This is a genomic window from Variovorax sp. 38R (assembly GCF_014843395.1).
Taxonomy (GTDB): Bacteria; Pseudomonadota; Gammaproteobacteria; order Burkholderiales; family Burkholderiaceae_C; genus Variovorax; species Variovorax paradoxus_H.
Genome location: NZ_CP062121.1, coordinates 6,796,260 through 6,807,500 on the forward strand (window position 1 = coordinate 6,796,260; position 11,241 = coordinate 6,807,500).

An 11,241-nucleotide genomic window follows, 5' to 3' on the forward strand; every position below is an offset into this window, starting at 1 on the left:
GTTCAGCCGGCCGGCGCCTCGGCGATGCCGACGCCCAGCAAGCCTTCGAGCAAGTCTTTGTCCGCCGCGAGCACCGCGCTCGGGCCGGCATGCACGACGGTGCCGCGCTCCAGCACGATCGCCTGGTGCGTCATGTCGAGCGCCAGCACCGGGTGCTGCTCGACCACGATCGAGGCCAGGCCTTCCGATTCGCACAGGCGCCGGATGGCTGCCGCCAGCTCTTCCACGATGATCGGCGCGAGGCCTTCCATCGGCTCGTCGAGCAGCAGCAGCTTCGGGTTGGTCATGAGCGCGCGGCCGATGGCGAGCATCTGCTGCTCGCCGCCCGACAGCTGGTTGCCGTAGTTGCCGCGCCGCTCGCGCAGGCGCGGAAAGAATTCATAAACCCGTTGCAAGGTCCAGCTGCCGGGGCGGGCGATCACCGTGAGGTTTTCTTCCACCGTGAGCGACGGGAACACCTCGCGCTCCTGCGGCACCCAGCCCAGCCCCGCGCGCACGCGCTGGTGCGAAGGCCAGCGCGTGATGTCGGCGCCCTGCCAGCGGATCGCGCCCTGCATCACGCGGGTGTTGCCCATCAGCGTTTCGAGCAGCGTGGTCTTGCCCACGCCGTTGCGCCCGAGGATCGCCAGGCTTTCGCCGGGCCGCAGCGAAAAATCGAGGCGGTCGAGGACCACGGCGTTGCCGTAGCCGGCGGTGACGCGGTCGAAGGCGAGTGCGGCGGTTTCAGCCATGGTGGTGCGAGCTTCCCAGGTAGACCTCGCGCACGCGCGGGTCGGCGCCGATCTCGGCGGGCGTGCCTTCGGTGAGGATGCGTCCACCCACCAGCACCGAGATGCGGCGCGCAAAGCGGAACACGAGCTTCATGTCGTGCTCGATGAAGAGCACGCTGATGTCCGCCGGCAGCGCCGCGATGGCTTCGAAGAGTTCGCCGCTCTCGTCTTCCGGCACACCGGCGGCGGGCTCGTCGAGCAGCAGGATGCGGGGCTTGGCGGCGAGCGCCAACGCAATCTCGAGCAGCCGCTGCTTGCCGTAGGCCAGCTCGGCCACGGGCACGTCGGCCAGGGCATCGAGCTTCAGTGTGGCGAGCAGCGCATGCGCCTCGTCGAACACGGCCGTGCAGCCCTTGAGCGGCCGCCACCACGTGGCGCCCAGGCCTTCGCGCTCGCTGATGGCCAGCACCACCGACAAGAGCGGCGTGAGGCTGGGGAACAGCGTGTTGATCTGGAAGGTGCGCGCCAGCCCCATGCGGGCGCGCTTGTCGCCGGGCAGCCGCGTGATGTCGCGATCGCCCAGGCGGATCGATCCGCTGGTGGGCTTGAACACGCCCGTGAGCAGGTTGATGAGCGTGGTCTTGCCGGCGCCGTTGGGGCCGATCAGCGCCTGCCGCGCACCGGGCTCGAGCGACAGGTTGACCTCGCTCACGGCCTGGAAGGCGCCGAAGCGGATGCCCAGGTTCTGCGTGCGCAGGGCGTGCGTGGTGTTCGTGGTGGTGGAGGATGTCATCGCGCCTTCCCCGTGCGAACCACGCGCGAGAGCGCACCCATGATCCCGCCGCGTCCCAGCATGACGGCCGCGATCAGGAAGATGCCGAGCCAGAACATCCAGTACTGCGGGTTCATGTCGGCGAACCAGTCGTGCACCAGCATGTAGACGATGGCGCCGATGAGCCCGCCATACAGCCGCCCGGTGCCGCCGAGCACGAGGATGATCAGCACTTCGGCCGAGCGGTTGAAGCTGATCGATTCGATGCCGACGAACTGCGTGGTCTGCGCCAGCAATGCGCCCGCCACGCCGGCCACCGCGGCCGACATCGCATAGGCCATGCGCAGCCGCGCTTCGACCGGCGAGCCGATGGCCGTCATGCGCTTGCGGCTGTCGTGAATGCCGCGCAGCGCCAGGCCGAAGGGCGAGCGCAGCACCAGCCGCACGAGCAGGAACATCGCGAGCACCACGCCGAAGGCATAGCCGAACGCGGTCTTGCCGTAGAGGTCGAAGTCGAACAGGCCGAGCACGGGCGCGATCACCACGCCCTGCAGGCCGTCGGTGCCGCCCGTGATGCCCGAGAGCCGGTTGGCCAGCTCGAACAGCAGCACGCACACGCCGATGGTGATCATCAGCCGCGTGAGGTCGGCGCCGCGCACCACGAGGTAGCTCAGCACGTAGCCCAGCAGGGCGCACACGGCGAGCGCGAACACCAGGCCGCTGAAGGGCTCGCTCCAGCCGTACTTGGCGAGCAGGCCGGCCGCGTAGGCGCCTGCGCCGAAGAAGGCGGCGTGACCCACGGTGAGGATGCCCGCGTAGCCCAGCGCCATGTCGAGCGACACGGCAAAGAGTCCGAAGATCATGATCTGGCTCATCAGCGTGAGCTTGTCGGGCAGCAGGAAGAAGCTCGATGCGAGCGCGAGCCAGAAGGCGATTTCGGCCACGCGCAGTTGCGCAGGGGAGAGGCTCAGCGGCTTCATGCGAGCCCCTTCTTGGCGACGATGCCATTCGGGCGCACCAGCAGCATGACGATCATGAACACGTAGATGAGAAAGGCGCCGGTTTCAGGCAGGTAGTACTTGCCCGCCACGTCGACGATGCCGACCAATAGCGCCGCAATGAAGGGCCCGGTGACGGTGCCCGCACCGCCCACGCACACCACCATCAAAAAGTAGACGAGGTACTTGAGCGGGAACGACGGCTCCAGCCCCAGCATGCCCAGGCTCAATGCGCCGCCCAGGCCCGCCAGGCCGCAGCCCAGCGAGAAGGTGAGGAAGAACAGGCGCTGCACATGGATGCCCGTGCCGCCCGCCACGCGCTGGTTGTCGACGGCGGCGCGCACCATGGCGCCGTAGCGTGTCTTGCCCAGGCCCAGCAGCAGCGCGACCAGCACGGCCACGCCGCAGCCGATCAGGAACAGGCGGTAGCGGCCCACTTCGAGGCCGAGCAACGACACCTGGCCTTCGAGCGCCTTCGGCAGCGTGAAGGGCTGCATCGTCGGGCCGAAGAAGTAGGTGAACGCGGCGATCGAGACGAACACCACGCCGATCGACAGCAGTACCTGGTCCAGCGGGTGCGCGCGGTACAGCCGCCGGTAGAACACGAACTCCAGCACCGCGCCCACCAGCGCTGCGGCCACGAAGGCCGCCGCCAGAGAGAGCCCGAAGCCCAGGCCCCACTGGTTCATGAGCACGCTGGCCGCGTAGCCGCCCACCATCGCGAAACTGCCGTGCGCGAGGTTGACGAAATTCATGAGTCCCATCGTGATGGACAGGCCCACGCCGATGAGAAACAGGAGCATGCCGTAGGCCACTCCATCGAAGATCACGATACCCATGAATTTCCTGCTTGCTGCTGCGTGCTGGCTGGCGTTGGCTTACTTGGCGGCGGCGGCTTCCTTGGCCGGGTCCTTGACGCGCTCGAACTTGTCGAACTCCACGTTCACCAGCTGGCCGTTGGCGCGCTCGGTCTTGCGGATGTAGACGGTCTGCACGATGTCGCGCGTGACCGCGTCGATCTCGATCGGGCCGCGCGGGCTCTCGAAGCTCAGGCCCTTGAGCGCGTCCATGAACTTGTCGCCGCCGGTGTCGCCCTTGGTCTTGGCCAGTGCGAGGTCGATGGCGGCCATGGTGTCGTAGGCGGTCACGGCGAAGTAGCTGGGGCGCAGCTTGGTGCCGTTGTCGGCGGCGAAGTCTTTGACGAACTTCTGGTTCTTCGGCGAGTTGTGCGCGAACGAGTAGTGGTGGCTGGTAACGAGGCCCAGCGCCACGTCGCCGGTGGCGTCCAGGTAGCTGTCGTCGGTGGCTTCGCCGGTGGCGAAGAGCTTGATGCCGGCCTGCTCCATGCCGCGCTCCTTCCACACCTTGAGGAAGGCCGGCGGCATCACGCCCGAGGGGAAGAAGAAGAACACGGCCTGGGGCTTGGCGTCCTTGATGCGCTGCACGTAGGCCGAGAAGTCGGGGTTGTTCATCGGCGTGCGCACCTCGCCCGAGACCTTGCCGCCGCCGGCGGTGAAGGCCTTCTTGAACGCGGTCTCGGCATCGACGCCCGAGGCGTAGTCGGCGACCACGGTGTAGGCGTCCTTCACGCCCTGCTTGAGCATGTAGCGCGCCATCGGGTCGGTGACCTGCTGCACGGTGAACGACAGGCGCGCCACGTAGGGCGAGCTGGTGGTGATGGCCGAGGAGGCGGCGTTCATCACCAGCGTGGGGATCTTGGCCTGCGTGGCGATGGCGCCCACGGCGTAGGCGTTGGGGCTGAAGTCCAGGCCGGTGAGGATGCTCACCTTGTCGCGCACGACGAGTTCCTGCGCGATGCGCTTGGCGGCGTCGGGTGCGGGGCCGGCGGTGTCCTTCTTGATGATTTCGACGGTGCGTCCGCCCACCTTGCCGCCGTGCTCCTTCAGATAGAGCGCGATGCCGGCGTCGAACTGGCGGCCGTAGTCGGCGTAGGGGCCGGAGTAGGTCGCGATGAGGCCGATGCGCAGCGGCTCGGTGGTCTGGGCTTGCGCAGCACCCGCCATGCCGAGGCCGGCGAGCAGCAGGGTCGAGAGGAGGGTTCGCTTGGTCATCGTCGTCGTCATGAAAAAACGCCTTTCTGTGGGAGTGGAATGCGCCGCGCGGGCGTCGCTGGCTTGTAACCGGATGTTTGGCAGCGGGCGATGATGCCCGACGCGCTGGTCAGACCTGTGTATCGGGCACACGCACCGTGAGGCCATCGAGGGCGGCGCTCACGCTGAGCTGGCAACTCAGGCGCGAACCGGGCCGGCGCTCGGAGGCGACGGCATCGAGCAGCGCGCTTTCCATGTCGTCGGGCGGCGGCAGCAGTTCGAGGAACGCGTCGTCGACGTAGACGTGGCAGGTCGCGCACGAGCAGCAGCCGCCGCACTCGGCGTCGATGCCGCGCACGTTGCCGCGGATGGCGGTTTCCATCACGCTGGCGCCGACCTTGGCGTCGACCTCGCGCGTGGTGCCGTCCTTGAGGATGTAGTGGATCGTGGGCATTGAATGACTCAGAACATGTCGAAGTACTCGCGGTGTTCCCACTCCGAGACTTCGAGGTTGAAGCGGGCGATTTCCGCTTCCTTGATGTGGCAGAGGTAGTCGACGAAGACCTTGCCCATCTGCGCGTTGAGCATTTCGTCCTTGCGCAGACAGGCGAGGGCGTCGCTCAACGATCGCGGCAGTTGCTCGGCCGGTGTTTCGTAGGGCGCATCGGCCGAAGGGCCCGCGTCGGTCTGGTGGCGGATGCCGTCCAGGCCCGAGAACAGCTGTGACGCGAGGTACAGGTACGGGTTGGCCGTCGGCTCGCCCACGCGGTTCTCGATGCGCGAGGCGTTCTGGCCCGGGCCGCCAAGCACACGCAGCATCGCGCCGCGGTTGTCGCGTGCCCAGATCGCACGGTCGGGCGCGAGCGAGAAGGGGCGGTAGCGGCGGTAGCCGTTGATCGTCGGGCTGGCCAGTGCCGCTGCGCCGCAGGCGTGCGCCTTCAGGCCGCCGAGGTAGTGCATGCCGATCTCGCTGAGGTCGCGTCCGCCGGGCTCGGGCATGAAGGCGTTGACGCCGTCGCTCTTGCGGCGCAACGACTGATGCAGGTGCCAGCCGCTGGACATCACGTTGGGGATCTTCGGGCGGCACATGAAGGTGGCGTGCAGGCCGGCACGCTGGCAGATCTGCTTGATGGCACTGCGCAGCAGCACCATGGTGTCGGCGGGCGTCACGCCGGCCGTGGGGCCGAAGGTGAGCTCGAACTGGCTCGGGCCGAACTCGATCTCGAGCGAGCGCAGCGGCAGGCCGAGCGCCACGAGCTGCGAGCGCAGCAGCTCCATGAGGCCGTCGACGCGGTCGTAGCGCAGCTCGGTGAGGTACTGGTGGCCGTGCGACAGCAGCGACACGCGCGGCGGTTCGCCGGGCTGGCCCGAGTCGGACAGGCCCATGCGTGCGTCTTCGAGCTTGAAGACGTGGAACTCGACCTCGAGGCCGGCGATGAAGTCCAGCCCCAGTTCGTCGAGCTGCGCCACCGCGCGCTGCAGGATCTGCCGCGTCGCGAAGGGGCAGGGCCGGCCGTCGGCCATGTAGGCGTCGCACAAAATCCAGCCGGTGCGCGGCGCCCAGGGCAGCACCTTGAAGGTGGCGGGGTCGGCCACGATGGTGAAGTCGGCGCCGCCCTGCAGGCCTTCGATAGCGAAGCCGCCGTTGGCGCTGAACACGGGGAACACGGTCTTGTGCGAGGTGTCCTTGGCCAGCAAGGTGGAGGTGAGGTTCACGCCCTCCCACAGGGCCGAGCGCGCCTCGCTCGCGACCAGGGTCTTGCCGCGCAGCAGGCCGTGCTGGTCGGGCCAGGCGAAGCGGACGGTGTCCACCTCGCCGCTGTCGATGCGGCGCACGAGTTCGCGCGCTTGCGCATGCTGGTCGGCCGACCAGAGGCCGAAGCGGTCGACGAAGGTGTGGCTGTTCATGGCGCGTGCTCAGGCCGTGGCGGCCAGGCGTGCGGACGCCCAGTCGGACTTCAGGCGGCGCGCGCGGTCGGCGTCCTGCCAGTAGGCCTCGGTGGCAGCTTCATCGACGACCTTGCCGATGCCGTCGATCGACGGCGGGCCGGTCATGGCGCTGGCCTGCGCGGCATCGATGAGCATCGGCGCGCTTTCGCCTGCGAGCGTGGCCTCGATGGCTTTCACGAGCACGCGGCGGTAGGCAATGATGCCCTTGTCGGTGCTGCCCAGGTGCTCGCGCGTGCGGTCCTGGATGGCGCCCTGCGACTCCACCGCCCACTGGTCGTGCACGTTGATGTCGTCGCCCATGCCGGTGTAGGTTTCGGTCAGCTGCTCTTCGATGCTGAAGCCGTAGTTGTTGCGTTTGTTCTTGCGCGAGGTGTAGTCGGGCAGCTCGTACAGCTTCAGGCGCTGGTCACGCATCTGCTGCTTGTCGACTGGTCCGGTGAAGCTGGTGAACACGGCATACCAGTAGCAGTGCGTGTCGTCCACGGGCACGTGCCATTGCGAGATGGTCATCTCGGCGCTCATCGGGATCACGAAGGCCTGCGGGAACACCACGTTGGTCACGCGCACGTGGGTGGTGTCTTCCGAGAGCTTGCGCAGCGCCTTGAGGCGGAAGCCGTAGTCGGTGGGCTCGACGCTGATGTCGGGGCGGTCGTACTCGCGCAGCACCTTGGTGATGGGCATGTCGGAGTCGGCCGAGGCGCCGCGGAACTGCTTGCCGTAGCTTTCCGACGTGTCGGCATCCTCGAAGAAGCGGTGCAGGTACGAGGCGTGCGCGGGGTCGATGCCCACTTCGAGCGCCTGCAGCCAGTTGCATTCGAACAGGCCCTTGAACGCGAAGGTGTGGGTGTCGGGCGCGACGAAGCAGTCGAAGTCGGGGAAGGCCGGGGGCTCGCCCTCGCCGATGTACGCGAAGACCACGCCGGCCTTCTCGACCACCGGGTAGGCCGACTGCTTGATGCGACTGCACAGCTTGCTGGTGGCGGGCTCGGCAGGCGTCTCCAGGCAGTTGCCCTTGGCGTCGAACAGCCAGCCGTGGAAGGCGCAGCGGATGCCGCCGTTTTCGAGTCGGCCGAAGGCGAGGTCGGCGCCGCGGTGCGGGCAGTCGCGGTCGAGCATGCCGAGCTGGCCGCTCTCGTCGCGGAACAGCACGAAGTCCTGGCCCATGAGCTTCACGGGCTTGACCGGGCGCGGGCCCGCCAGTTCGTCGGCTAGGGCCACCGGCTGCCAGTAGCGGCGCAGCAGCTTGCCGGCGGGTGCGCCGGGTCCGACGCGGGTGATGAAATCGTTTTGCTCGGCGCTGATCATCGTGCGGGCTCCATCGAGAGGTCTTTGTCAGAAGGCCTGCAGGCATTGCATGCAGTTGTATGCATTGTCTTGGTGATTTTTGACAAAGGTCAAACTTTCATCGACTCGTTCGCCCTGCTTTGGGGCTGTGAGGCGCTATATATAGGGTTAACGCTGAGGTGTTTGTGGGTTTTTGACACACATCTATTTGCACTGCATGCAACAAACGCGCCCGTTTGGCTATGCTGCGTGCAGCGGCGGGCGGTTCTCCTAGAATCCGCCCATTCATCCCTCTCCCTGCTGCCCTGGCGCCTCCCGATGGACTCCCAACGATCCCGCGTGCTCGTGCAACTGCGCGACCTGATCCTCAAGGGCGAATTCGTGCCTGGAGAGCGGCTGGCCGAGATCCCGCTGGCCGAGAAGCTCGGGGCCTCGCGCACGCCGGTGCGCCTGGCGCTGGCCAGCCTCGAGCACGAAGGCCTGATCGAGCAGTCGCCCAGCGGCGGCTACCAGATGCGCCGCTTCACCTCCCAGGAAGTGGCCGACGCGATCCGCGTGCGCGGCGTGATCGAAGGCTTCGCCGCACGCTTGCTGGCCGAAGACGGCGTTTCGCGCCAGTTGCTGCGCGATCTGAAAGACTGCCTGGAAGACGGCGACCGCGCCGTCAACAAGTCCAGCATGGAGATCGACGACTACGCCGCGTACGTCGAGATGAACGACCGCTTCCACAAGCTGATCCTCGAAGGCTGCGGCAACCTCGCGCTCAAGCGCGTGATGGACATGCTCGGCGGCCAGCCCTTTGCCGCGCCCAGCGCGATGCTGCCGATGCAGTCGTCGATGGAAGAGGGGCAGCAGTGGATGCGGCAGGCGCATCGCACGCACCACGCGATGGTGCAGGCGATCGAGCGCGGCCAAGGCTCGCGCGCACAGGCGCTCGGCGAAGAGCACGTCGAGATCGCGCGCATGAATCTCGACTACGCGCTGGAGCGGCCCGAACTGGCCGCCGAACTCATGCCGGGCATTCGCCTCGTGGCGAAGGGCCGCAACGCCTGACGGGCGAAGCGGCCGGTCAGCGGACCTCGATCAGCAACTGGGGCTGGTAGCCCTCTTGTTCGCCGTTGCTGCGGTAGCCCAGTGGATTGGCGACCACGCGGCAGCCGTCCTTCACGTAATCGAACGGGCAGTGCAGGTGACCGTGCAGCCAGAGTTGCGCGTGCGGCAGCAGCTCGTCGAGCGAATTGCAGAAACCCGCGGTGCCGGGCGTGAGCCCGTAGCGGGGGTCGGCGCTGGCGAGGCTGGGCGCGAAATGGGTGATGGCCACCGTCGTGCCGTCGAAGGGTTGGGCCAGCGCGTCGCGCAGCCAAGTCTGGCAGGTGAGCGCTTGCTCTCGCATTTCGGCAGCCATGAAGGGCAATCCGTTTCGCGTTCCGGCCATTTTCTCGAGGTAGAAGTCGGCCGCACGCATCGCCTTGCCGCGCTTCTTGAGCGCTTCGGCGAGCCCGTCGCGGGGCTCGACCAGCGCGTCGAAATCGGCCCACAGCGTGGTGCCGATGAAGCGGATGCCCTCGATGACCAGGGTCTCGCGCTCGAGCCAGAGGATGCCGAGCTCGTCGCACAGCGCACGCAGGCGTGCATGCGTGGCGTCGAAATCGAGATTGTCGTACTCGTGGTTGCCCGGCACATAGACCACCGGCGTCGGCCAGCCGTTGCGTGGCGAGAAGCGGCCCAGGCCGAAATCGGTGTCGGTCAGGCGGGAGCCTTCTTGATAAGAGCCGATATCGCCCCCGAGCACCAGCAGGTCGGCGCCCGGAATGGGGTCGGCATGGAAGCGCGGGTGGGATTCCAGGTGCAGGTCGGAGAGCAGTTGCAACTTCATCGTCGGATCAGTCTAGGTGAATCGCACTATGCGCGAGATGCATAACGTGGGGCTTGTTTTACTAGGGATTACCCTTAATCTACATCCATCGTTAATCAACTCTGTCGCAGCCACACGCCGCGTACCGTCATGTTCAGTCTTCTTGCCCAAGTGGCCCGTTTCTTCCGTTCGTCGCCGACCCAGACCCCCAGCCACGCCGCTGCGCTGATGGAAAGCGCCGACAGCCGTGCCGGCCGTGGCGCGCACCACGCGCAAGAGCTGCGTGCTGCGGCTTCCGCCTGGCTCAGCGTCGTCAGGTAACTGACTGACCCGCGCCGCCTCGAGCGGCGCACCCTGGTTCAAGGGGCGGGTCACGCCTGCCCGTGAACCGAGCCCGCGAACGCCGCGGCCGCCGAGCGCAACAGCGCCGTTCGCAGCCACTCGTGGGAATGCCCGTGCTGGGCGCGCCGATGCCAGATGGCATCCACGTGCACCGGCGGTTGGTCGAACGGCAGGTCGTGCACCACCAGTTGCTCCTCGATGCCGGTCACGCTCACGAAGTGGCGCGGCAGCACCGCCAGCAGGTCCGAATTGGCGACCACGCGCCCGGCGGTGAAGAACTGGTTCACCGTCACCGCGATCCGCCGCTCGCGCCCCATGGCGCCCAGCGTCTGGTCGATGAAGCCGTAGGGGCGGCCCGAAAAACTCACCAGCAGGTGACGCGCCGCGCAGTAGCTGTCGAGCGTCAACGGCGCACCTGCCAGCGGATGGCCGCGCCGCATCACACATACATATTGGCCCAGGTAGAGCCGCTGGGTCTCGAACGGCACTCCCACCCCCGACTGCCCGCGCGCTGCGAGGCTCGCGATCACCGCCGGAAAGTAGCCGACGGCCATGTCGACCTCTTCATGTTCCAGCATGCGGCGCGGGTCGCGCGTGGTCAGCGGCAGCACGCGCAGTGAAATGGCGGGCGCTTCTTCTTCTGCGATCTTCACCAGCCCCGGCATCAGTTCGGCGGCCGTGGCATCGGCCATGGCCAGCAGGAAGGTCGTGTCGGCTGTGCCGGCATCGAATTCACCCGGTGCCAGCGTGTGCTGCAGCTGGCGCAAGGCGTCGCGCACGGTCGGCCAGAGGGCTTGCGCCCGCGGCGTGGGCTCGACGCCCGCACCGGAACGCCGCACCAGCTCGTCGCCCAGCAGCTCGCGCAGGCGGCGCAGCGAGTTGCTCACGGCCGGCTGGGTGATTGCGAGGTTGCGTGCGGCGCGCGTGAGGTTGCGCTCCGCCATCACCTCATCGAAGACGCGAAGCAGGTTCAGGTCGAATGTGCGGAAATTGACATCCATCAGCGATGTGAATGATAAGCATCAGAAAGATAAAGTGGCCAAACACTGGGGTAATCCCTAATATCGACCCATCGGCCTTGTTCGCCACCACTGATTACCACTTATCCCTAGGAGGGATGCATCATGACCAGCTTTGTCCACGTTGACCAACCCACCGAACATCCCGGCGTCCGTCGCGCCGAAGTTCTCTTCGGCCAGATCCAGGCCGCCCGTGCCGGTGCCCATGGCGCCCGTCCGCTGATCGCACTGTTCGTGCTGGCCCTCGCGGCCGCCGTGCT

Annotated in this window: 13 protein-coding genes (1 of these 13 cut by a window edge); 3 read left to right on the forward strand and 10 right to left on the reverse strand. The window is 67.1% G+C overall.

Translation table 11 applies throughout. The features are described from left to right. Positions 1 to 2 precede the first annotated feature (2 nt). The 8 genes from IG196_RS31625 to IG196_RS31660 all read right to left on the reverse strand — a co-directional run bounded on the left by IG196_RS31625 (position 3) and on the right by IG196_RS31660 (position 7,786). Positions 3 to 731 carry an ABC transporter ATP-binding protein gene (locus tag IG196_RS31625; RefSeq protein WP_192194388.1) on the reverse strand — a complete coding sequence of 243 codons (729 nt, stop codon included), beginning with the start codon at positions 729 to 731 and terminating at the stop codon, positions 3 to 5. Beyond that, positions 724 to 1,503 carry an ABC transporter ATP-binding protein gene (locus IG196_RS31630; protein WP_192194389.1) on the reverse strand — a complete coding sequence of 260 codons (780 nt, stop codon included), beginning with the start codon at positions 1,501 to 1,503 and terminating at the stop codon, positions 724 to 726. Before IG196_RS31630 ends, IG196_RS31625 begins: the two co-directional genes overlap by 8 nt. After that, positions 1,500 to 2,462 carry a branched-chain amino acid ABC transporter permease gene (locus IG196_RS31635; protein ID WP_101490547.1) on the reverse strand — a complete coding sequence of 321 codons (963 nt, stop codon included), beginning with the start codon at positions 2,460 to 2,462 and terminating at the stop codon, positions 1,500 to 1,502. The genes IG196_RS31630 and IG196_RS31635 overlap by 4 nt, the downstream gene beginning before the upstream one ends. After that, positions 2,459 to 3,319 (reverse strand): branched-chain amino acid ABC transporter permease, encoded by an 861-nt coding sequence (locus tag IG196_RS31640; RefSeq protein ID WP_192194390.1) that lies wholly within the window; start codon positions 3,317 to 3,319, stop codon positions 2,459 to 2,461. Before IG196_RS31640 ends, IG196_RS31635 begins: the two co-directional genes overlap by 4 nt. 39 nt (positions 3,320 to 3,358) lie before the next feature. Beyond that, a complete protein-coding gene (locus tag IG196_RS31645; RefSeq protein WP_225616865.1) occupies positions 3,359 to 4,564 on the reverse strand; it encodes an ABC transporter substrate-binding protein in 1,206 nt (401 codons plus the stop codon). 97 nt (positions 4,565 to 4,661) lie between these two features. Beyond that, positions 4,662 to 4,985, reverse strand: a complete 324-nt coding sequence (locus IG196_RS31650) for a 2Fe-2S iron-sulfur cluster-binding protein (RefSeq protein ID WP_062470484.1) — start codon at positions 4,983 to 4,985, stop codon at positions 4,662 to 4,664. Positions 4,986 to 4,993: 8 nt separating this feature from the next. Further along, positions 4,994 to 6,439 carry a glutamine synthetase family protein gene (locus IG196_RS31655; RefSeq protein WP_192194391.1) on the reverse strand — a complete coding sequence of 482 codons (1,446 nt, stop codon included), beginning with the start codon at positions 6,437 to 6,439 and terminating at the stop codon, positions 4,994 to 4,996. 9 nt (positions 6,440 to 6,448) lie between these two features. Further along, complete coding sequence (locus IG196_RS31660; RefSeq protein ID WP_192194392.1) at positions 6,449 to 7,786, reverse strand: aromatic ring-hydroxylating dioxygenase subunit alpha; 1,338 nt, start codon at positions 7,784 to 7,786, stop codon at positions 6,449 to 6,451. Between the two features lie 297 nt (positions 7,787 to 8,083). Here IG196_RS31660 and IG196_RS31665 point away from each other — a divergent pair, with 297 nt between their 5' ends. Further along, on the forward strand, positions 8,084 to 8,818 hold the full coding sequence (locus IG196_RS31665; protein ID WP_192194393.1) for a GntR family transcriptional regulator: 735 nt from the start codon (positions 8,084 to 8,086) through the stop codon (positions 8,816 to 8,818). Positions 8,819 to 8,834: 16 nt separating this feature from the next. On the opposite strand, the gene IG196_RS31670 is transcribed toward IG196_RS31665, so the two are convergent. After that, positions 8,835 to 9,641, reverse strand: a complete 807-nt coding sequence (locus IG196_RS31670) for a metallophosphoesterase (RefSeq protein WP_192194394.1) — start codon at positions 9,639 to 9,641, stop codon at positions 8,835 to 8,837. A gap of 129 nt (positions 9,642 to 9,770) precedes the next feature. On the opposite strand from IG196_RS31670, the gene IG196_RS31675 reads away from it, so the two are divergent. After that, entirely contained in the window at positions 9,771 to 9,941 is a 171-nt protein-coding gene (locus tag IG196_RS31675; RefSeq protein ID WP_180838940.1) for a hypothetical protein, read from the forward strand. A 50-nt stretch (positions 9,942 to 9,991) separates the two neighbouring features. Here the strand turns inward: IG196_RS31675 and IG196_RS31680 are convergent, their stop codons facing one another. Continuing rightward, positions 9,992 to 10,963 carry a LysR family transcriptional regulator gene (locus IG196_RS31680; RefSeq protein WP_101490540.1) on the reverse strand — a complete coding sequence of 324 codons (972 nt, stop codon included), beginning with the start codon at positions 10,961 to 10,963 and terminating at the stop codon, positions 9,992 to 9,994. Between the two features lie 123 nt (positions 10,964 to 11,086). Here IG196_RS31680 and IG196_RS31685 point away from each other — a divergent pair, with 123 nt between their 5' ends. Beyond that, positions 11,087 to 11,241, forward strand: partial view of a hypothetical protein gene (locus IG196_RS31685; RefSeq protein WP_101490539.1) — the 5' portion only. Its footprint extends 388 nt past the window's final position; the window shows 155 of its 543 coding nt (coding positions 1–155); its start codon is at positions 11,087 to 11,089; its stop codon lies off the right edge, out of view.

Bases quoted from the DNA above. Each gene is read 5' to 3' on its own strand.
- IG196_RS31670 (WP_192194394.1), bottom strand. From the start codon at position 9,641: ATGAAGTTGCAACTGCTCTCCGACCTGCACCTGGAATCCCACCCGCGC.
- IG196_RS31675 (WP_180838940.1), top strand. From the start codon at position 9,771: ATGTTCAGTCTTCTTGCCCAAGTGGCCCGTTTCTTCCGTTCGTCGCCG.
- IG196_RS31665 (WP_192194393.1), top strand. From the start codon at position 8,084: ATGGACTCCCAACGATCCCGCGTGCTCGTGCAACTGCGCGACCTGATC.
- IG196_RS31680 (WP_101490540.1), bottom strand. From the start codon at position 10,963: ATGGATGTCAATTTCCGCACATTCGACCTGAACCTGCTTCGCGTCTTC.
- IG196_RS31655 (WP_192194391.1), bottom strand. From the start codon at position 6,439: ATGAACAGCCACACCTTCGTCGACCGCTTCGGCCTCTGGTCGGCCGAC.
- IG196_RS31625 (WP_192194388.1), bottom strand. From the start codon at position 731: ATGGCTGAAACCGCCGCACTCGCCTTCGACCGCGTCACCGCCGGCTAC.
- IG196_RS31635 (WP_101490547.1), bottom strand. From the start codon at position 2,462: ATGAAGCCGCTGAGCCTCTCCCCTGCGCAACTGCGCGTGGCCGAAATC.
- IG196_RS31630 (WP_192194389.1), bottom strand. From the start codon at position 1,503: ATGACATCCTCCACCACCACGAACACCACGCACGCCCTGCGCACGCAG.
- IG196_RS31640 (WP_192194390.1), bottom strand. From the start codon at position 3,319: ATGGGTATCGTGATCTTCGATGGAGTGGCCTACGGCATGCTCCTGTTT.
- IG196_RS31650 (WP_062470484.1), bottom strand. From the start codon at position 4,985: ATGCCCACGATCCACTACATCCTCAAGGACGGCACCACGCGCGAGGTC.
- IG196_RS31660 (WP_192194392.1), bottom strand. From the start codon at position 7,786: ATGATCAGCGCCGAGCAAAACGATTTCATCACCCGCGTCGGACCCGGC.
- IG196_RS31645 (WP_225616865.1), bottom strand. From the start codon at position 4,564: ATGACGACGACGATGACCAAGCGAACCCTCCTCTCGACCCTGCTGCTC.